Raw genomic sequence first — 19,764 nt, 5'->3', positions numbered from 1 at the left:
AATGACCGTGTTTTTTTCATTCCATCGCTTCATATATTGCCTGGACAACTGGTCCATAATCGCCGGTAGCATATTCGTCACCAGCAAATAGATTACTGTTTGCTACCGGGTCAAGCACAGGCGTGTGCTTTTTGTTTGTCAGAAGGACGATTCCAAGGTCATATTTCGGGTCGAGGATCGTAACTGTCCCGGTCCAACCCGTATGACCGTAGGCTGTGTCACTCGCTAACGAACCGAACATCCAATCCATTGTCCCTTCATCGCCATTCCTGCGCCAGCCAAGACCATAGGTTTCATTTGTAGGAGAAGCTGCTGTAAACTCGTCGATCACATCTTCATTGAAAAATTCCTGGTTGCCATATCCTCCGCCATTCAGCATGACTTGCAGCAGAACAGCCATATCATTGCTGGTCGAGAAGAGTCCCGCATGCCCGGATATACCATCCATGGCATAGTAGCTTTTCTCATCATGCACTTCTCCGATAATCGTCTCCATCCTGATATTCGGGAAAGAGTAATATCCGTCTCTTGTGTTACCAAGCCGCTCTGTTGCAGCTACATCCTTCGCTTTCACACCGTTTTCCAATGGGTTGAACATCGTATTCTTCAAACGGAGCGGCTCATAGAAGGTTTCTTCTACATACGTATCCAGTCTTTCTCCTGTCACACTTTCCACTATGACACCCAAGAGCATATAATCGATGTCACTATAAAGATGGTTTGTTCTTGGTTCATATTGGAGCGGAACTTTAGGCAAAAGTTCAATTGTACGCTCTCGATCTTGTGAATAAAATGCACCTGCTGTGTCCGGGTTATGAAACTCGATACTCGCCGGAAAACCTGCCTGGTGCTGCAGCAAATCTTGAATTAGAATCGTATCCTTCCCTTTTATCTCTGCATTTGCCTCATCCTTGAATTCTGGAATGTAATCACTGACTTTATCCGTCAACCTGATTTCTCCCTCACTGACTAGATACTGCAATGCAAAATTGGTAGCGTACATCTTTGTATTGGAAGCCAGATCGTATAACGTATCTTTCTTCACTTTCTTTGGATGCTTAAGCTTCTCCAGTCCGTCATACACCTGGCGGTAGCCGTAACGGGAATCCTTCACAATCTTTCCGTCTTTTATAATGAGCAATGATGCTCCCGGAAATCCATTTTCGATGTCGGTTTCGATTAATTCATCTACTTTTGCTAACCCTTCTTTAGTGAATCCCGCTTCTTCAACTTTTTTCACTTTTTCCAATGTTGGGTACTCAGTTGTAACAGCCAATACTGACGTAGGGACAAATAATAGCAAGAACATAAGTGAAAAGATAGCAAACTGCTGCCCAAGACGTTTCATCCGTACTCCTCCTTTGTCTTGTCTACTGTTTCCCTTAAGCTAAAACAAATTCCTTTCCGCATTGGAAAAACACGAAAAAAGCACTGCAATATGCAGTGCTCGACAGGTAAATAATCTGGTCAGTCAATCAACTCTCTGTTTTTCCAGTAGGACCTTTTCAGTGATACATAATTAGTTAAGAACAGCAGTAATGCTGCTATGAAGCTGACGATCAGACCTTCTATAAGAGGGACTGACATCATGCCAAATACATCGAATGACGCAATGCTCGCACACATAATAACAAGAAATGACGTTGATTTAATAATAATCAATTTCCTCTCTCGTCTATAAGCTTTTGCAGTCATTATTTCAGCAAACTCCATACCTGACAGAATATAACGAATCCAGACGTAAGCTATTGTCCCGAACAACATCCCAATCAGAACAATGACACCATCCATAGGAATAAAATCAAATCGAGAAATAACAATCAGAGTCAAGACAGCTATCAGCTGCAAAATGGCAGCTTCCGCAAAGTAAACGAGTATAGTCCTGCGCTTGTATTCATCATCCGGCAGCAAAAAACTAATCCATGTTTTCTCCACTCAGTCTACCTCCCAGAATAAGTCATCCAATGTCTTTCCTAATGCCTTTGCGATCGCAACACAAAGTTGGAGCGTAGGATTGTACTCTCCTTTTTCGATCAAACCGATTGTCTGCCTGGTCACACGCACTTGCCTGGCCAATTGCTCCTGCGTCATTTTCTGTTCCATCCGTGTAAATTTCACTTTATTTTTCATGTATCAGGGTCCCCTATGTAATATATAAATTACATTTGTTAGGTATATATTACATCCGAATCTCTCACCAGTCAATAAAAAACGCATGCCTAAGCATGCGCTATTTATCTTTCTTAAGTAGTCTAAGTTGCCAAATTATTAGAGAGAGAGAAAATACAATAATGATTGAAAGAATAATAATAAGCTTGCTTTCCTCATTTATATTAATGAAACGTAAAATCACCTGCGGAATGTAAAGAACTGCCGGTACGATGACGGAAATCCACGCCTTCCAATATAGTGCTGCAGCAATGAAAATGAAGCAAGCGGCAATAATCACTGCTATATTCATGGCTGGACTGATTGTCAGCATTGGTGTCTCAATAAAAAGATCTGCCACCAGTATTCCCGTGAACATGGCAGTAGGAGCGAATCCCATCACTATATATAGCATGGCGGTCACTTTTTTGGATAGTTTGTTTGCTGCTATAAAACGATACATTCCAAACAGCAAGAGTATGGTAATAATAAATACTAAGGGATTTCCAATGAGCGCCAGCATGGAATAATCTCTTTCGTCTGCTATCGCCTTATTCATGATGAGATATGCAAAAGCATTCAACAGGATAAGCGGGACAAATATAAGCCAAAACCTTCCATCCGTTTCCACCTCTGTTTCTATTTCCTTCATATATGCTTTTGGAGACTTCCCGATAATATGCTCAACATTTTTTCCATTCTGCTCTGCTTCATACAGGTGATCTTCCAACTCTTCCATTAATTCATTCACTTCGGCTTCTTTTTTGTTGCTGGCGAATAGATAAATCCGCAAGTTATCGAGAAATGTCTGGCTTTCCTTAGATAATGTCACGATTAATCCCCCTTCAAAATGTTATCCATGCTCGTAGAAATGACTGCCCATCTCCCTTTGAAATCTTCCAGTTCTGCATGCCCTTCTGCGGTTAACTTATAATACTTCCGCTTTGGTCCGCCTGATGGTAATGTCTTACTGGTTGTCGTAACGAGGCCTTCTTTTTTCATGCGCAGCAGCAATGGATAGATACTGCCCTCGCTTACCATGGTAAAACCATAGGAAGCAAGCTTCTCCACCATTTCATAGCCATACGTTTCACGCTCAGCAATGACCGCAAGCAGACAACCCTCCAAAATGCCTTTTAATAATTGACTGGATGACAAAATCAACTTCCTCCTCAACTATATTGTTTTACAAGATAGTTGGACAAAAAAAGAACCCCTCTACTTTGTATTGCAAGATAGTTATACTTTAACATGTGCCCCCTGAAATAACAACCATACTTTTCCATTAATGTATGGTATGCTCAAGACGGCACTACACATATACATTAGAAAAAACGCTGGGGGACAAACACGTGATTGATAATCGTACTCTAAAACAGGATGCACTAGACAGTCTTAGCGGCAATTGGGGAAAAAGTGTACTTGCAGTCCTCCTCTTCTCCGTCATTTCATTTATCATAAAGATAATAACAGACTCTTGGTTTGGCTTTTCTACTGTAGTTGGAGAAGAAATTACCGTAAAGAATGAGTCGCTCAGTTTTGTACGAGATACTCTTTTAGATTATGTGTTGCTTATGCCACTTTTTGTAGGAACAACTTGGCTATTCCAAAGCTTCGTCCAAGGAGATCGACCTTCGTTCGGCTTCATTTTTTCCCCTTTCAAGCGTTTCTGGCGTTACATGCTGACAGGACTGATTATGACTATCCTGCTGACTTTTTGGACCTTATTGTTGATTGTACCTGGCATCATCAAATATTTAAGTTATTCCCAGACGCTTTATATTCTGCGGGAGAATCCACATTATTCTATTTTCGAAGCTATTCGGGAAAGTAAAGAAAAAATGCGTGGCAATAAGGGCAGGTTATTCTTGTTACAGCTCAGCTTTATCGGTTGGGCTCTATTAACAATACTAACTTTAGGCATCGGTGCATTTTGGCTGGAACCATACTTCCGGACAACCATGGCCAGTTTCTATGAACTTAAAATAAAGCAGGCATCCTGAGGATGCCTGCTTTTCTCTCACATAAAATCTCTAGGAATAGTTTCGTTCCATTCCTTTTTAAAAACTTCTTTTTCTCCTTCAAAGGCCTTAAGTTTATGCTTAAGGTAAAAGTGCCCTTCATCACACCACATATAGCAGGACAAATCCAAGTGTGTCTGCCAATCATCGCGTCCTATATCCATCGTCCAATCACATTGAACACTAGCGGAAAGCGGATTTCCTTCTTTAATTGTGTAAACGTTGCGGTTTGTACTGCCATATTCCATCCCATTATCGGATAGCTTACGCGCACCTTCATCTGAATAATCATCGAGGATCCATGTTTTTTCCACCATGTCATAATGTATTTGTCGTTTTCGACTTTCCGGTCGCAATATTTCCTTTTTCAGTACTGGTGCTGTTTCAGGCTGCTGGAATGCAGGTAGCAGATCATCGATAGATTGTGCCTCCCTAGTTGGAAGTAACAGTTTTGTTTTTGCACCAGGATAAATGGTAAGGGTTGCCTCTTTAGGCGACGGCCAAGCATGCGGCCAATACGTCGGAGCAACAGCTATCTGCCAGCGGTGCCCTGCTGGGATAGCATGTGCAATATCATTCAACTGCACATCCACTTGAATTTTCTTCCCAAGGATTAGTTTTTCCGGAAATTCGTGACTGTTCCGGTGCGTTAAATTAATCATCCCCCATGTTACACGGGTAACACTTCCATCAGGTGCAACATCATTTAATCGAACTGCTAATAGTGCCTGTTCCTGGTCACTTGCCATCTCTAAATGCAGCTTTGGGGCTCCGAGTATTTCCATACTTTCTTCCAAAGGTGCGCTAGTGAATACAGTAGCAAATCCATTTTCCAAGCGTTGATCAGATGGCATATCCCCCGGCTGCCCAAATGGACAAAATACTCCAGCATAAAGTCCATGCTGCTGCATACTTGAAACATTTATAGGCAGACCACTTCCAGCTTCTTCCCCTAGTTCTTGATTGAATAAGTACAGTTCCTTCTGCTTAATAACTGGAGATGGCCATTGTGTTTCTGCTACCCATCGGCCTGGCCTCTCTACATATTCTACCTCTGGTGGCACACTTTCCTGCATCCAGGCACGCAGCATCGGCTCTTCCATAATGCCTGTATCTTTACCTTTCAACCAGTGGTCCCACCAACGTACGCACTCTTGAAGAAATCCAATTGATGGCCCTGGTATAGCAACCTCTGGATATTCGTGTGCCCAAGGTCCGATCAGTCCTTTTCTCGGTGCTTTTAATCCTTCCAAAAGCCGAGGAATTGCATTCGTATATCCGTCTGCCCAGCCTCCTACAGCAAATACAGGTACTTCTATATCCTGATAATCCTCATTCACAGAACCGTGTTTCCAATAAGCATCCCGTCGCTGGTGCCGCACCCATTCTTCTGCAAATGGCGGTGTTTCTTCCATACGGCGAATCCAATCCTCCCGCCACTTTTCCCCAACGATCTCGGGATCAGCAGGCCTTGCATTATACGCAAACATCGTTGACGCCCACCAAAGCATATCCGATGCGAGCAGTGCCCCACCTTTATAGTGGACATCATCTGCATAGCGATCATCAGTCGAACAGAGTGTAATAACCGCCTGCAGCTCTGGAGGTCTTCTGGCAGCTACCTGCAGTCCATTGAATCCTCCCCATGATTTCCCGATCATACCTACTTTGCCCGTTGACCATGGCTGCTCAGCTATCCATTTCAGAACATCTTCTGCATCATCCTGCTCTTGCGGCAAATACTCATCATAAAGAATACCTTCTGAATCTCCACTTCCGCGGATGTCCACACGGACACTAGCATATCCATGGCCTGCAAAGTAAGGATGACGAATGCTATCACGTAAAGCCGTAAAATCGTCTTTTCGATACGGGATATATTCCAATATACCTGGTACCGGCATTTCTTCTGCATCTTCAGGAAGCCAGATTCTCGCCGATAATTTCACACCATCTCGCATCGGAATCCAAACATGTGGTATTTCTTTTACCTGATGCGGGTAAGTCGTTTTAATTTGCAACTGATTATCGCGTACGTTGAAAACCATCTCCATCTTCCCTCCTAGGCAAATTTGCATTGTTAAGCTTCTATGCTATACTTTATAATCATGATTACTTTTTAATCGGGATTATAATAACATACGCGATTACGACTTAACAACCATAGGGAGGCGAGCACGAACGCGTATGTAAAGGAGAAAAAAGCACTATGAACAAAAAGGAAATCCAAAAAAGCCGGATGTGGAAATATTTTGTGGAAGCGACAGCGGATATTATTCGCGAAGAGGGATTAGAGAAAGTAACAATCAGAAAAGTAGCAGATCGCGCAGGCTACAACAGTGCCACAATATACAATTACTTTTCCGATCTATCTCACCTCGTTTTCTTTGCATCCATGACATTCCTTAAAGATTACACTGACGAAGTCGTCATTTATATGAACCGTTCCGATAAACCGTTAGAAAAGTATTTGCTGGCTTGGGAATGCTTTTGCACGTATTCCTTCCGTCATCCGAAGCTATTCCATGCTATTTTCATCATGGATCTTGGTGACAGCCCGGAAAATATGCTGGAGCGGTATTACGCGAAGTTTCCAAGGGACCTTATCAACATTCCAGAGGAGCTACAGCCGACATTACTGGAACGTAACATGTCCAAGCGTGGTCGTTCTGCACTGGAGCTGGCATTGGAAGCCGGTGAAATCAGTGAGAGGAATGTAGATGCGATCAACGAATTGACTATCCTCATCTGGCAAGGGATGTTCAACAATGTGCTGAACCATCGCAGGACTTATGATCCTGAAATTGCGATGCAGAAAACGATGCGATATATTACGGAAATTGTGCGTAATGAAACAGCATTTGATTTCACAGACAATAAATTTGCACCTTAAACAGGAGGTATTTTTGTGCTGACGTTCGAGAATGTAACGAAAATCTACAGTGGCAGCAAGAAAGCTGTGAACAACCTAAACCTGCAGATCGAGAAAGGCGAATTCATTTGCTTTATCGGTCCGAGTGGCTGCGGTAAAACAACAAGTATGAAAATGGTCAACCGTCTCATCGAACCAACAGAAGGAAGAATTTTGATCGATGGTAAGGATATCATGAAGCAGAACCGTGTTCAGATGCGCAGAGAAATAGGCTATGTCATTCAACAAATCGGACTTTTCCCGCATATGACGATCAGTGAAAATATCACGCTCGTCCCGAAGCTGCTGCAATGGTCTAAGGAAAAGCGGCGTGAGCGGGCTGCAGAATTGATTAAATTGGTCAATCTGCCAGAGGAATATCTCGATCGTTACCCACAAGAACTAAGTGGCGGCCAGCAGCAGCGAATAGGTGTTTTACGAGCCTTGGCATCCAATCCACCACTCATTCTGATGGATGAACCATTCGGTGCATTAGATCCTATTACGAGAGATGGCTTACAAGAAGAGTTCAAGGATCTACAAAAAAGATTAGGTAAGACAATTGTTTTCGTTACCCACGACATGGACGAAGCTATCAAACTCGCAGACCGCATTGTCATCATGAAGGATGGAGAGATCGTTCAAGTAGATACGCCAGATGAGATCCTGCGTAATCCAGCAAATGAATTTGTAGAATCCTTCATCGGAAAAGAACGTCTTATCCAGACAAAACCCGATGTGACAACAGTTGGTCAGATCATGAACAAGATACCTGCTACAGTTCATAAAGAAGAGACATTATCGACAGCGATTCAGCGCATGAAGGAAAAACGAGTGGATTCCTTGCTTGTTATCGGCGACGATCAAACACTTGAGGGATATATCGACGTAGAGGACATAGAAGAGAATCGAAAGAAATCAACGCTCGTCGGTGAAATCTATGAAACAGAGCTTTATAAGGTAAAAGAAGACAGCCTCATACGTGATACTATACAGAAAATGCTGCGAAGACATACTAAATATGTACCTGTCGTAGATGAACAAAACCGACTCAAAGGTATTGTTACGAGAGCAACACTTGCAGACCTTGTCTATGATTCTATCTGGGGTGATGAGGATGACAATTAAGAAGGAGGTCCAATTCACATGGATGCATTGATTCAATTCTTCCAGGAACAAGGCAGCACACTTGCCCTGAAGACGTGGGAGCATTTATATATATCACTGATTGCCGTCTTGCTCGGCATCCTTGTTGCTGTACCGGTGGGCATCCTGCTGACACGGATCAACCGGGCAGCAGATACAGTCATTCGTATTGTCAGTATCATTCAAACCTTTCCAAGCCTCGCCATTCTGGCATTCTTCATTCCAATCTTAGGCGTTGGCAAAGTACCGGCAATCGTCGCATTATTCTTCTATTCCATGCTACCGATTCTTCGCAACACCTACATCGGTATCAAAAACACCGATAGAAATCTACTGGAAGCTGGCCGCGGAATGGGTATGACAAACACACAGCTTATCTTCAGCGTGGAACTGCCGCTTGCCATTCCAATCATCATGGCGGGAGTACGCGTTTCTACCGTCTACCTGATCGGCTGGGCCACGCTTGCATCATTTGTAGGCGCTGGCGGCCTTGGTGATTTCATTTTTGATGGGCTGAATCTTTATCAGCCTGAATTGATATTAGCAGGAGCGATTCCTTCTACAATCCTTGCACTGCTCGCTGATTTCATCTTGGGCAAGGTGGAGAAGAAGCTGACTCCTACTACAAAGAGCACGCATTATGAAACAGCATAGAAAGGGGCGACAACAGGTATGAAAAAGCGAATCAAACTAGTCTTGGTTGGTATGATGACGGCCTTTCTTCTCTCTGGCTGTTCGCTTCCCGGCCTTGGCGGCGGCTCTGCTAACACGATAAAAATCGGAACCGTGACCACATCTGAAACACAGACTCTAGGCTATATTCAAAAATATATGATTGAGCATTATACCGATTTACATGCGGAAATCGTCGGAAACTTAGGATCCTCCATCGTGATGCACCAAGCAATGGTCAATGGTGATGTTGATATATCTGCAGCAAGATATACAGGTACTGATCTTAGCGGTGCCCTCCACATGGATCTGGTGAATGATCCAGATGAAGCGATGGAGATTGTGCAGCGCGAATTCGAGGAACAATTCGATCAGAAGTGGTATGACACCTACGGATTCGACAACACCTATGTCTTATCTGTTCGTCAGGATGTAGCTGACAAGGACGGGCTGGAGAAAGTCTCCGATTTGGAATCTGTCGCCGATAAATATCAATTTGGCGTGGATAATAGCTGGATTAATCGCGAAGGAATTGGCTATGACGAATTTATAAAAGAATATGGGTTCGAATTCAACAAAATCTACCCGATGCAGATCGGCCTAGTTTACTCCGCTTTAAACAGCGGAAAAATGGACGCCGTATTGGCTTACTCCACAGATGCTCGATTGAAGCAATTCAACCTAGCAACATTGGAAGATGATAAACATTTCTTCCCTCCTTACGACGCTTCTCCGGTAGCAACGAATGAAGTGCTGCAGGAGCATCCGGAGATTGATGAAATTTTGCAAAAGATGGTAGGAAAATTCGATAATGAAACGATTATTGAGCTGAATTACCAGGCAGATATTGAGAAAAGGGAACCTAGTACAGTAGCAAGAGAATATTTAGAGGAACATAATTACTTTGAGGACAATTAAGGAGGTGCAGAGACGATGGATATATTAAAAGAACTAATGACATATTATAGCGAAAACGGCGCTTACATCTGGACAGAGTTCTATCGCCACTTCCTTATGTCTGCATACGGCGTGTTGTTTGCGGGTATCGTGGGCATCCCAGTCGGTATATTGATTGCCCGCTACAGTAAGCTCAGTCCTTGGGTCATTTCTTTTGTAAATGTCATCCAGACAGTACCTGCACTTGCATTGCTAGCTGTTCTAATGCTAGTAATGGGTCTAGGAACCAACACAGTTATCCTGGCATTATTCCTTTATTCACTACTCCCGATCATAAAAAATACGTACACTGGAATACTTGGAGTGGATAAAACATTGAAGGAAGCAGGAAATGCGATGGGAATGACAAGATTCCAGATATTGCGTATGGTTGAACTTCCTCTCTCACTATCGGTCATCATGGCTGGACTGCGTACTGCGCTTGTTATCGCGATCGGCATCGCCACAATCGGAACATTCATCGGCGCTGGCGGTTTAGGTTCCATCATTGTCCGAGGTACGAACGCAGCAGAAGGAGGAGCCATCATTTTAGCAGGTGCTATTCCAACTGCACTCATGGCAGTAATGGCCGACTTTGTTATGGGTTGGTTCGAGAGATTGCTTTCTCCGGCCAACAGCAGAAAATTGAGTTAAACAGCAAAAATGCTCCGGAAATATCCGGAGCATTTTTTTATTCAAAGCTAAAGCTAATTTCCCACTGCTTTCGAAGCTGATCCATAATCTTCATAACATCCTTCGTATAAGGTAATGTTACATGTGGAACATCCTGTTCGATGAGTTCCTTCATTGCTTTTACTTCATACTGCAATGCCATCTCTGTCTCTCCAGCTTCTATTGTTTCTGTTTTGTCTTGCTCTACATAACAAACGGTGGCCTGTTGGGCCCGGGAGAATTTCTCAATATCAATGAATCCTTTTGTACCCATGACTGTTGCACGTTCTGGAGATTCCACCATAAAGGATAATGTGATGGTAGCAAGCTGGCCTTGCTTGTTCTTCAAAATGATTCCTGCCTGCTGGTCCACTCCTGTCTCATGTTTCGTAACGGTGCTGATGACTTCACTCGGCGCATTCTGTATGAACATACGAACAAACGCCAAAGCATAAACGCCTATATCCAAGAGTGCACCGCCCGCCAAATCGGGATTAAAGAAACGATTTTTCGGATCGTTTTCTTTGATACTGTTAAAGTTAACACTTAATGTCTGGATGTCTCCGATTTTCCCAGCATCGATCAACTGCTGTAGTTCTTTATAAATCGGCATATGGTAAATTGTCATCGCTTCTGCCACAATCAGCTGTTTCTCTGCTGCCAATGTAGTGATTTCATCAAGCTGCTTGGAGTTTACTGTAATCGCTTTCTCGGCCAGCACATGTTTTCCGTGCTTCAAGGCTTCTATGATTGTTTCATAATGAAAGGCATGCGGCGTCGCTATGTATACAACATCTACTTCAGAATCATCCAGCACACCCTTGAATCCTTCATACACCTTAGGTATATCGAATTTCTCTGCAAATGCTTGTCCTTTTTCTTTGTTCCTTGCACCAACCGCCAGGATGGATTCTCCTTCTTTCTGCAATGCTTCCGCAAAATGATGTGCAATCGAGCCTGGTCCTAGAATTCCCCATTTAATCATTTGTTTCTCCCCATTTCTCTATTATGTTTAATTAGGTATACCCGAAAAAGCCATGGATGCAGCATACTTCCATGGCTTCTTTCTTAGCTGTATATTTTCTTAGGTATTTTGATAACTTGATTACCGGAGACATATGGTGCAATATCGTATTGCTGGAAGACAAGCGCTATTCCTTCATCTGTAAAAAAGAAGGCTGTATTTTCATTTAAATGGATGTCTTCTTTTTTCAAATCAGGATAGAATATCTCTGGTCTCGCCTTAGCGTAGGTGAAGACATAGTGCTGAACTTTCTTCAGCTGACTGGGTGTCTGCAGGATATCTGTCAAATAGACGCGTTTCTTTTCTTTTAAGTCGTAATTGTAGGATTCAACCGCAGTAGAGCCGTGCGCCCCACCGGTAAAGATATAGCTGCTCATCAGGATACTGAGCTTGCGATCCGTATTATATTTGACTTCAAAATCAGTTTGAAAATCCGGGTCATAATTATACTTTTTGCCAGCTTCTATATTCTCTTGACGTGCTGCAGCAGCTTTCTCGATATACGTCTTGAAGTTCTTGTTGATCATTCTCGTGAGCTTAGGTGTTCCCGCATGTTTTACTTGAGGATATTTTAGCTCTTCAATGCCATCATAGTACTCCGTTTCCACAATCACGTTCTTCTTAGGCTGTGCTTGCACTGGGTGCGTCAAAGCAGAAAAGGCAAGCAGAAACACAAACATTATTATCGCTTTTTTCATCAGTTTCCCTCCACTGTATCATCTTGTCTACAGTGTGTGCAGGACACCAATTATTTATGAGCGATAAACCGTACAGCAAATTCCTCACATACAACAAGCATGTCAGATGAAAAATCACGTCCGATTTCCTTCATTTCCTTTGAGAAGAAGGGCTCGTGAACCGAACGCCAATAAGCAAGTGTACGATCACCTTCACCTTCTTTGAAGGCAAAAGTCTCATCAACCTCCTTATACGGTTTTACTTCTACCTCTATAATTTCAATCACCGCACGAGGATTTCCTGCTCTATCGAGAACAATACTATGAAGACCAGGTTCTGGGACAGGCTCATTCTCCAATTCATATAGCAGATGATTAGAAGATGTTGCTGTTTTGACTCCTTGAACGACCAGTTCAGCCAGCTTATCTGCTAAAGCATCATCGCCGCCGAAGCTCCAAGCTGTATAAGTTTGTGGTGCCTGTGGGTTTTGCTTCATATACGTTCGATAAAAAGCTTCTATTTGTTCATTATAATTTGTCACTTGGTATCAATCCTTCCTCTGCAATATCTACTGTCCAACAAACGAATGTAGAGCTATCCCGAACAACATGAGATTCCAAATCGGAGAGCAGCCGTTGCACAAACGCATCATCATCCACTCTGGATAACAAATCATATAGTTTTTGCCCATTCATATTCAGTACCGGACACTCCAGCAGCCCATCTGTCGTCATGAAAAGTCGATTCTTTCCTTTTCTTAGCTGCCGTGTACCAGTTGTATAGGAGGGAACAGGTAATGACCAGGCGTTCTGCTGACCGATCCATTCATAAAAGTGTCGGGTATTTTGTTCAAACTCACCCATTTCTGCTAATTCACTATGGAAAAGATAAAAGAGACAATCCCCTATTGATAGCCACCAGACATACGCATCTTTACGGAAGACAAAGAGACATGCAGTCTCCCCATTAACATTTCGGCATGCTTCCAGGAAAGAAGACCGGGATAATTGATCTGTAATGACTGTAGGCACTTGTCCAAAAGCTGTTACTGCCTCACAGGCTTTTCGTAACTCAGGCTCTGCCTGCAGAAAGGTCTCGGCAACGAGCTTGGCACTATCTGCTGAATGATGCGCATCCATGAGCAGGACGAACTCCCAGTTCTCTCCGGTGAACAAAACTACCCCGTCTTCGTTTTTCGTTTGACCGGCCTGGGTCATTCCGCCAAGTCTTCCTAGCACAAGACTGCCGATTTGCTTCACATCAGTTGTATCAAGAACTGCATCTTGATCGCCTGTCCAGCTAAACGTTTGCATGGAAATTCTCTTTCATAAAACACTGTAGTTTTACTGTGACCTCTCTTATTTCCGACTCTCCGCCAAAAGGCGCATCCGGCCAATCGTAAACATCCTTCGGTCCCCAGTATATTTCGGGAGTTCCTGCATATCTAGGAATAATATGCATGTGAACATGGGGCACTGCATTTCCAGAGACAAGTGTGTACACATGCTCTACTTGCAGCGTTTCCTGAAACGCCCTAGCAGCGCGTTTCATCGCAATACCGAATGCAGCCGCCTCTTCCTCTGACATATCTCCGATTTGAGGGACATGACGTTTCAGATCGAGCATGATACGACCTAAGTATGTCGGTTTTCCCTTTTTATCGATGTGACTGATATAAATATAATCATCTTCAAAAATACAATCGCCGCTCACTTGTAAACGTCGTGCATGTTTGTCACAGATAAAGCAATTTTCCACAGTGCACTCCTCCTTATAAAAAATGCCCATCATCTCCTAAAGAGACAATGGACATTGCGGTACCACTCTTTTTCGGTGAGAAAGCAGCTCACCCTCAAAAGCTGATAACGGCTGCCAGCCGACCAGGCATTTCCTCCCGGGCACTCCCAGATGAGTTCGGATGTTACCCTGACTGCCTTGCACCACCCGGCAGCTCTCTATAACAGTTCTCCACCCTACTGATTCTGTTCCTTGCGTCTATCTATTCCAACAATTGCTTGCGATTGAACGTATTTCGGAACAAGAGATCTCGCTGATGATTGTTAACGAACATCCTGACGATATCACTTACACCCTTTAGATGGATCAGGCGATGGCTTGTTACATATTTTATATCTCCATTATTCATATGGATAGACAATTCGCCTTCCCCTGTACCCTCTGTATAAAGGATATAGTCGATGCTGTCATAACTGATCGTATCCAGATAAGCTGGTTTTATCAACGGTTTGTGCGTAAACAGGATTCGGTTCTGCGTGACACCAAGGATGCCATTCCTCTCGTCGAGCTTACTTTGTACGTATAGAAAAATCCGTTCGTCTTCTTCTAGGTACATGGACAATTCCTTCAGATCTCTTCTTTGCCCCATTTTCCGCGTTCTCCTCACTTAATGTACTTGCTTCCAATCCTGATTCATACTTTCTAAATATATATCGCACTTCAGAATTTATGCAATAAAAAAAATGCGGCAGATGTAACTCTTTTCTGTTTGTTATCAATCGCTCATTTTCCCCTACATTTTACCAGCTAATAGAAAGAAATGATACCTCCCATCTCCAATTTTTCCAGCCCTTCCTAGACTTTCTTCTAGGGAAATAGGCTCTTATCATTTCATTCCATATAGGGTTACGGTATGATATTTATGTCTTTATTTACTTATTTTCTAGAAGACGATCTCGTTAAAAGAGAGGATGAAAGAAGTATATGAAACTGTTCCGTATTCCAATTGCAGTATTGTTGTTCGCAATCGCATTGACTTTATCTGCCTGCAGTAAGGACGAAAAAGCTGCCGAAGAGCCAAAAACACCGACAGCACAAGCAGCAGTTACAGAAGGAAACGAAGATACAGATGCATTGTCTGCCGATTTGACGGACACTGTGACAGCAGAAAACCCCTACTTCCCGGACCGCCTGACGAAAGATGCGGTTGCAGATAAGGAAATGCTGGCTGAACAGAACTTTGATCAGTCCGAAACTGATAACAATCTGGAAGTGACCCTGAAAGGGATTCAATATACAAAGCTGAAACCGGCAGATTCCTATGAGGAATCCTTCACCGGTTTCGAGGATCCGGAGAAAATCGTTGCAGCGACAGCGAAACTTGAAGTGAAGAATGATGGGGAAAGTGCGGTACCATTGAAGGAAATGGGTGCTTTTCTTGAAACTCCAACATACCGGATCCTGAACCATAATGTTTTGGAAGCAGATTCTGGCGAGATCGAACCTGGCCAGACTTCGACCAAATATGTAGTCTTCCTCATGGATCAGGCAGATTTCAAAGAAGAAGATTCCTTCTCACTGCGTATTTCCAGTATCACTGATAAGGAAGAGGATTTGCTGGCAGCTGATTTGACATTTAATCTGCCCGAAGAATAAAAGAAGGAGCACTCGCCTGCAGGCATGTGCTCCTTCTTTTATTTATGATGCATGCAGATTAGAGATGAAGCTGTAAAACCGGTTGATATCTGTTAGATTTCGATTACACTTGGCGCTATCCCTGCAAACATAGTTCCCGCGTTTTACATACGTCCCTTGGCCGCGGCCAATTGAATCTGCCATAAATAACCCTACACTCTCTAGCTTATTGCAGATGGTGCAAATCCCTGGCTGAGAGGATGGGGTCATAGTGCCGCGGGCGGCCATCATCCCATCCTCATGAGGGGCGACCATATATTTTGCCTGCTGACCAGGATCATTCCACCCTAGATAGGATGTTTTCTCCCAATCGACTTCATCAAGTTTCGGTACATGTAAATGCTTCACTTTCGGGAATAGCTTACGCAGCTGCTGCTCCGTAAGCGCAGGAAATGGCTTAATGGATGGACGCAGCTGAGCTAAAAAGAGCTCTGCATCGATTTCATCCTGCACACCTTGAATTCTTTTAAGCATTTCCGCCTCTTCCTCTGAGAGCCTCTCGAATCGATTCAGTATCTTCTCTTCAGCTAATGAGCGGAGTCCAAAAATGATGTCTATATCTCTGACAGCAGCAGAACTATTCACGAGCTGCTGTACCTGTTCCTTAATATTGTTATATTGGTCGTTCCGGATAAAGGCTTGCATGTGGACATCCCTCCGTTTTAATCGCTTCCTCTCATTTTAGCAGATATCGAGCAGGAAACAAAAAAACCAGATTAGTTGAAGAAATAACGGAATGCGCGACTCAGCGTGGCAGGAACAACTGACGCGTGATTTTCATCATCGGCAACATAAAATGAAGTCTTTTCATCCATAGCGCTCGGTAAACGATGATAGAGCGCCATCGCATCTTCCACCATGAAGCCTTCCTTTTCCCCTACACCAATGAAGAGCTTGGAATCTTTGGCTTCGTTCAAAAAGGAATAAATATGCTTCTCATTCCACCAGATGGAAGGACTGATAGCTAGATAGCATTGGAAAGCATAGGGACGTTTGAACATGCTGTACAGTGTAAACAATCCGCTCAAGGAATGACCGTACAGACATTGCTTATCATGCTGAACTTGGTAGTTCTCCAAGATTTTCGGCTGCAGCTCATCTATAAGCCAGTCTAGGAAAATCTCTGCTCCTCCATGCTTACCAGTTGTATTCCATTTCATTCTATCTGGATATTTATAGTCTGATGCTGGCGGCGTGAAATCATAGAAACGCCTTTCTCTGATAACAGACTCCTCTGCATCTAGTGATATCCCTACAACTATTGTCGGATCCACTCCAGTTTTAAGCATGTTATGAGATCGATTGCGTACGACATCAGCACCCAATCCAAAATAATAATTTCCATCCATCATAAAGATAACCGGATAACCTTCTTCTGATTGCGGGGGGTGGTCTGGAATAAATATTTGCACACGATATTTTACTCCCGGCTCTTTCCCCGAAAGTATCCATTCCTCTGTCATGGTACAGCCTCCTTTATTTGCTTTTTCCAATTTGAGCAAGAATTAAGACAGAACTAAAGCATTTTACATAATTGATAATGATTATTAAAATCAACTATAACAAAACGGGATGCTGATGTAAGAAATAAATGGAAATTAACTTTAAAAAGATTAAATAGGCTGAAGTCTTACTAATTAGTTTGTAAATCTAATCAATCTCGTGTTTATTGACAACAAAAAAAGCCCATCCATCAGGATGAGCTTTCTGTTATCTTGTTTGGCCGTTGCCTTTCATCACGTACTTGTACGTCGTTAATGCCGGCAATCCCATCGGTCCGCGAGCATGAAGCTTCTGTGTTGAAATACCGATCTCAGCTCCGAATCCAAGGGCGTGACCATCTGTAAAACGCGTCGATGCATTATGGTAAATTGCTGCTGCATCGACTGCTTTCATGAATTTGTTCACTGCTTCATCATCTTCAGAAATGATTGCCTCTGAATGCTTTGTACCATAACGGTCGATGTGGTCAATCGCTTCCTCTACTGAATCAACGACTCGCACTGCAACGTCCAGGCTCAGGTATTCATTAGCCCAATCTGCTTCTGCAGCAGGTTTGCAGTCTGGTAAAAGCTTTACTGCAATGTCATCTCCATGTGTTTGAATGCCATTTTCCCGTAACGCTTGTACTAATGCATCCTTGTTTGTCTCCAGCCATTCCCGTTGAACAATCAATGTTTCCAATGAGTTACAAACTGCCGGACGATCCGTTTTGGCATTCAGAAAGGTGGAGATTGCCATATCAACTTGTGCACTATTATCTACGTACATATGGCAGTTCCCTACACCTGTTTCCAAGACTGGAACAGTTGCAGAATCAACGACGGCTTGGATGAGTGATGCACCTCCGCGAGGAATAAGCACGTCGATATGCTCCTTCATCGTAAAGAGCTTTGCCGTCTCCTTCCGATCAGTCGATTGAATAAGCTGCACTGCATCCGCTGGAACTTTCGTCTGCTGAAGTGCTTTTTTGATGACCTCTACGATTGCTGTATTCGTATGAATCGCAGAAGATCCGCCTTTCAAGACGATCGCGTTACCTGACTTGAGCGCCAGACCCGTAGCATCTGCTGTTACATTAGGACGAGCTTCATAAATCATGCCGATGACGCCTAGCGGCACCGTGATACGGCTAACATGCAAGCCGTTTTCCAGTGTCCATTCGCTGACCACGTGATCAGTTGGATCCTCAATCTCAACTACTTCCTTCAATCCGTTTGCAAAATCCTCGATACGCTCGCGAGTGAGTTTCAATCGATCAAGAAACGCAGCATCAAAGCCTTTTTCTTCTCCCGCTTGCATATCTTTATCATTCGCAGTCAGAATAACTTCATAATCCTTCTCCAATTGCTCCGCAACCGCAACCAGTGCCTCATTTTTATCAGCTGTTGTCAGGAGTGCAAGCTGCTTAGCAGCAGCTTTTGCTGCAATGGCTTGCTCTTCTACTGTTACTACTTCTTTTATATGCTCCACGATGTTCCTCCTTCTGTCATCGAATAGGTACGGTGTGATCTAGTTCGCAAACAAATGCTTCCTGATCGACTATCGTCTCTTCTATATTCCTTACCGGACTCGCCAATGCCTGCCACAGTTCAGAAGCAGCTTGATTCACGATGCCTAGGCCAATCCGAGCGCCTGTTTCATCCAGAATGCGCACAACGTCACCTTTTTTGAAATTGCCCTTGATGGTGCTGATATTCTGAAATTCAACAGAATGTGGCGTCTGGTCAGCTCTCTTCATGATGATTTCACCTACTGGTCCAGAATTGAAGGCAATCCACTGTTTCTTGCGATTCAAGTAATCCATATCCTGATCCGCTTCGAAGTAAGTTCCCTCGGCTTCACCTAACACAGAACGATAGATAATATCCTCTGTTGTTGCATTGCCCAAAAAACCTTTAATGCCAGAGGCCATCGCAATCTTGAATGCATCCAGCTTGGACTTCATGCCGCCGGTTCCAACTGCACTTCCTGCATCACCTGCGGCAGCCTCTATTTCTGGTGTGATGGATTTTACCAGCTCAATGCGTGTTGCTTCCGGATTCTTGACTGGATTATCAGTATATAAACCATCAATATCAGAAAGGACAGCCAGGAAATCTGCACCGACTAATCCGGCAACCTTTGCCGAAAGTGTGTCATTATCTCCAAAGCGCAGTCTGTCGACTGTCACTGTATCGTTTTCGTTTATGATCGGGATGATGCCACGATCAACTAATACATTTAACGTATTTCTAACATTATTATAGCGGGTTTCGTCCGAGAAGTCGCCACGTGTAATCAAAATTTGCGATGCTACATAGCCATGGGACAGAAATAAATCCGAGTAGGCTTCCATCAGCAGTCCTTGCCCGATAGATGCAGCGGCTTGTTTTTCCGGCAGTGACTTCGGCCTTTCCAGAAAACCAAGCTTGCGATAGCCGGCTGCCACAGCTCCTGATGATACAAGCAATACCTCATAGCCATTGTCTTTCAGCATCACGAGCTGCTCCACTAGTTTCTCAAGCTTCTTACGGCTGATTTCTCCATGCAGGCTGGTCAATGAACTGCTTCCGATCTTGACGACAATACGTTTCGGTTTCGTTGCTTGAATAGAAATGATAACGTCCTCCAGTTTTCATTTT

General features: G+C 43.5%; 23 protein-coding genes and 1 other annotated feature. Of the genes, 7 read left to right on the top strand and 16 right to left on the bottom strand.

Annotated features, from left to right (window positions below; all coding sequences use genetic code 11):
• Positions 1-16 precede the first annotated feature (16 nt).
• The 5 genes from pbp4b to CHH58_RS16780 form a co-directional block, all read right to left on the bottom strand.
• Complete coding sequence (gene pbp4b / locus CHH58_RS16800; protein ID WP_095233603.1) at positions 17-1,348, bottom strand: penicillin binding protein PBP4B; 1,332 nt, start codon at positions 1,346-1,348, stop codon at positions 17-19.
• A 119-nt stretch (positions 1,349-1,467) separates the two neighbouring features.
• On the bottom strand, positions 1,468-1,935 hold the full coding sequence (locus tag CHH58_RS16795) for a hypothetical protein (protein WP_095233602.1): 468 nt from the start codon (positions 1,933-1,935) through the stop codon (positions 1,468-1,470).
• Positions 1,936-2,130, bottom strand: a complete 195-nt coding sequence (locus CHH58_RS16790; protein ID WP_095219736.1) for a helix-turn-helix transcriptional regulator — start codon at positions 2,128-2,130, stop codon at positions 1,936-1,938.
• 100 nt (positions 2,131-2,230) lie between these two features.
• Positions 2,231-2,980 (bottom strand): HAAS domain-containing protein, encoded by a 750-nt coding sequence (locus CHH58_RS16785; RefSeq protein ID WP_095230549.1) that lies wholly within the window; start codon positions 2,978-2,980, stop codon positions 2,231-2,233.
• Between the two features lie 2 nt (positions 2,981-2,982).
• Positions 2,983-3,306 carry a PadR family transcriptional regulator gene (locus tag CHH58_RS16780; protein ID WP_095262881.1) on the bottom strand — a complete coding sequence of 108 codons (324 nt, stop codon included), beginning with the start codon at positions 3,304-3,306 and terminating at the stop codon, positions 2,983-2,985.
• A 194-nt stretch (positions 3,307-3,500) separates the two neighbouring features.
• Between CHH58_RS16780 and CHH58_RS16775 the strand changes: the two genes are divergently transcribed.
• A complete protein-coding gene (locus tag CHH58_RS16775; protein WP_170937677.1) occupies positions 3,501-4,151 on the top strand; it encodes a DUF975 family protein in 651 nt (216 codons plus the stop codon).
• 17 nt (positions 4,152-4,168) lie between these two features.
• Here CHH58_RS16775 and CHH58_RS16770 read toward each other — a convergent pair whose 3' ends face one another.
• Positions 4,169-6,217 carry a CocE/NonD family hydrolase gene (locus tag CHH58_RS16770; RefSeq protein WP_170937676.1) on the bottom strand — a complete coding sequence of 683 codons (2,049 nt, stop codon included), beginning with the start codon at positions 6,215-6,217 and terminating at the stop codon, positions 4,169-4,171.
• Positions 6,218-6,378: 161 nt separating this feature from the next.
• On the opposite strand from CHH58_RS16770, the gene CHH58_RS16765 reads away from it, so the two are divergent.
• The 5 genes from CHH58_RS16765 to CHH58_RS16745 are packed head-to-tail and all read left to right on the top strand — an operon-like array spanning position 6,379 to position 10,488.
• Positions 6,379-7,062 carry a TetR/AcrR family transcriptional regulator gene (locus CHH58_RS16765; RefSeq protein WP_095230546.1) on the top strand — a complete coding sequence of 228 codons (684 nt, stop codon included), beginning with the start codon at positions 6,379-6,381 and terminating at the stop codon, positions 7,060-7,062.
• A gap of 15 nt (positions 7,063-7,077) precedes the next feature.
• On the top strand, positions 7,078-8,208 hold the full coding sequence (locus CHH58_RS16760) for a betaine/proline/choline family ABC transporter ATP-binding protein (RefSeq protein ID WP_095230545.1): 1,131 nt from the start codon (positions 7,078-7,080) through the stop codon (positions 8,206-8,208).
• 18 nt (positions 8,209-8,226) lie between these two features.
• Positions 8,227-8,880, top strand: a complete 654-nt coding sequence (locus tag CHH58_RS16755) for an ABC transporter permease (RefSeq protein ID WP_095230544.1) — start codon at positions 8,227-8,229, stop codon at positions 8,878-8,880.
• 18 nt (positions 8,881-8,898) lie between these two features.
• Complete coding sequence (locus tag CHH58_RS16750) at positions 8,899-9,816, top strand: osmoprotectant ABC transporter substrate-binding protein (RefSeq protein WP_095233599.1); 918 nt, start codon at positions 8,899-8,901, stop codon at positions 9,814-9,816.
• A gap of 15 nt (positions 9,817-9,831) precedes the next feature.
• Complete coding sequence (locus tag CHH58_RS16745) at positions 9,832-10,488, top strand: ABC transporter permease (protein WP_095233598.1); 657 nt, start codon at positions 9,832-9,834, stop codon at positions 10,486-10,488.
• A 37-nt stretch (positions 10,489-10,525) separates the two neighbouring features.
• On the opposite strand, the gene CHH58_RS16740 is transcribed toward CHH58_RS16745, so the two are convergent.
• The 6 genes from CHH58_RS16740 to CHH58_RS16715 all read right to left on the bottom strand — a co-directional run bounded on the left by CHH58_RS16740 (position 10,526) and on the right by CHH58_RS16715 (position 14,594).
• Positions 10,526-11,491, bottom strand: a complete 966-nt coding sequence (locus CHH58_RS16740) for a Gfo/Idh/MocA family protein (RefSeq protein WP_095230541.1) — start codon at positions 11,489-11,491, stop codon at positions 10,526-10,528.
• Positions 11,492-11,574: 83 nt separating this feature from the next.
• Complete coding sequence (locus tag CHH58_RS16735; protein WP_095262880.1) at positions 11,575-12,228, bottom strand: DUF3298 and DUF4163 domain-containing protein; 654 nt, start codon at positions 12,226-12,228, stop codon at positions 11,575-11,577.
• A 50-nt stretch (positions 12,229-12,278) separates the two neighbouring features.
• Positions 12,279-12,749, bottom strand: coding sequence for an ASCH domain-containing protein (locus CHH58_RS16730; RefSeq protein ID WP_430980851.1), 471 nt, complete (start codon positions 12,747-12,749; stop codon positions 12,279-12,281).
• On the bottom strand, positions 12,736-13,521 hold the full coding sequence (locus CHH58_RS16725) for a protein phosphatase 2C domain-containing protein (RefSeq protein ID WP_095262879.1): 786 nt from the start codon (positions 13,519-13,521) through the stop codon (positions 12,736-12,738). Before CHH58_RS16725 ends, CHH58_RS16730 begins: the two co-directional genes overlap by 14 nt.
• On the bottom strand, positions 13,508-13,966 hold the full coding sequence (locus CHH58_RS16720; protein WP_095261532.1) for an HIT family protein: 459 nt from the start codon (positions 13,964-13,966) through the stop codon (positions 13,508-13,510). The genes CHH58_RS16725 and CHH58_RS16720 overlap by 14 nt, the downstream gene beginning before the upstream one ends.
• 37 nt (positions 13,967-14,003) lie before the next feature.
• Positions 14,004-14,207, bottom strand: a binding site (T-box leader).
• On the bottom strand, positions 14,208-14,594 hold the full coding sequence (locus tag CHH58_RS16715) for a PH domain-containing protein (RefSeq protein WP_095233593.1): 387 nt from the start codon (positions 14,592-14,594) through the stop codon (positions 14,208-14,210).
• Between the two features lie 335 nt (positions 14,595-14,929).
• On the opposite strand from CHH58_RS16715, the gene CHH58_RS16710 reads away from it, so the two are divergent.
• Positions 14,930-15,601 (top strand): hypothetical protein, encoded by a 672-nt coding sequence (locus CHH58_RS16710; RefSeq protein ID WP_095230537.1) that lies wholly within the window; start codon positions 14,930-14,932, stop codon positions 15,599-15,601.
• A 42-nt stretch (positions 15,602-15,643) separates the two neighbouring features.
• Here the strand turns inward: CHH58_RS16710 and CHH58_RS16705 are convergent, their stop codons facing one another.
• The 4 genes from CHH58_RS16705 to proB form a co-directional block, all read right to left on the bottom strand.
• Complete coding sequence (locus CHH58_RS16705) at positions 15,644-16,285, bottom strand: FusB/FusC family EF-G-binding protein (protein WP_095230536.1); 642 nt, start codon at positions 16,283-16,285, stop codon at positions 15,644-15,646.
• A gap of 71 nt (positions 16,286-16,356) precedes the next feature.
• Positions 16,357-17,103: an alpha/beta hydrolase gene (locus CHH58_RS16700; RefSeq protein ID WP_095262878.1), complete on the bottom strand. Its 747-nt coding sequence runs from the start codon at positions 17,101-17,103 to the stop codon at positions 16,357-16,359.
• 247 nt (positions 17,104-17,350) lie between these two features.
• Positions 17,351-18,613: a glutamate-5-semialdehyde dehydrogenase gene (locus CHH58_RS16695; protein ID WP_095261531.1), complete on the bottom strand. Its 1,263-nt coding sequence runs from the start codon at positions 18,611-18,613 to the stop codon at positions 17,351-17,353.
• Positions 18,614-18,629: 16 nt separating this feature from the next.
• Positions 18,630-19,733, bottom strand: coding sequence for a glutamate 5-kinase (gene proB / locus CHH58_RS16690; RefSeq protein ID WP_095233590.1), 1,104 nt, complete (start codon positions 19,731-19,733; stop codon positions 18,630-18,632).
• Positions 19,734-19,764 lie beyond the last annotated feature (31 nt).

The sequence above is a fragment of the Terribacillus saccharophilus genome (assembly GCF_002272745.1).
In the GTDB taxonomy this organism is placed as follows: domain Bacteria; phylum Bacillota; class Bacilli; order Bacillales; family Amphibacillaceae; genus Terribacillus; species Terribacillus saccharophilus_B.
Note: the sequence above shows the minus strand (reverse complement) of the source record. Positions and strands in the feature narration are given on the sequence as shown.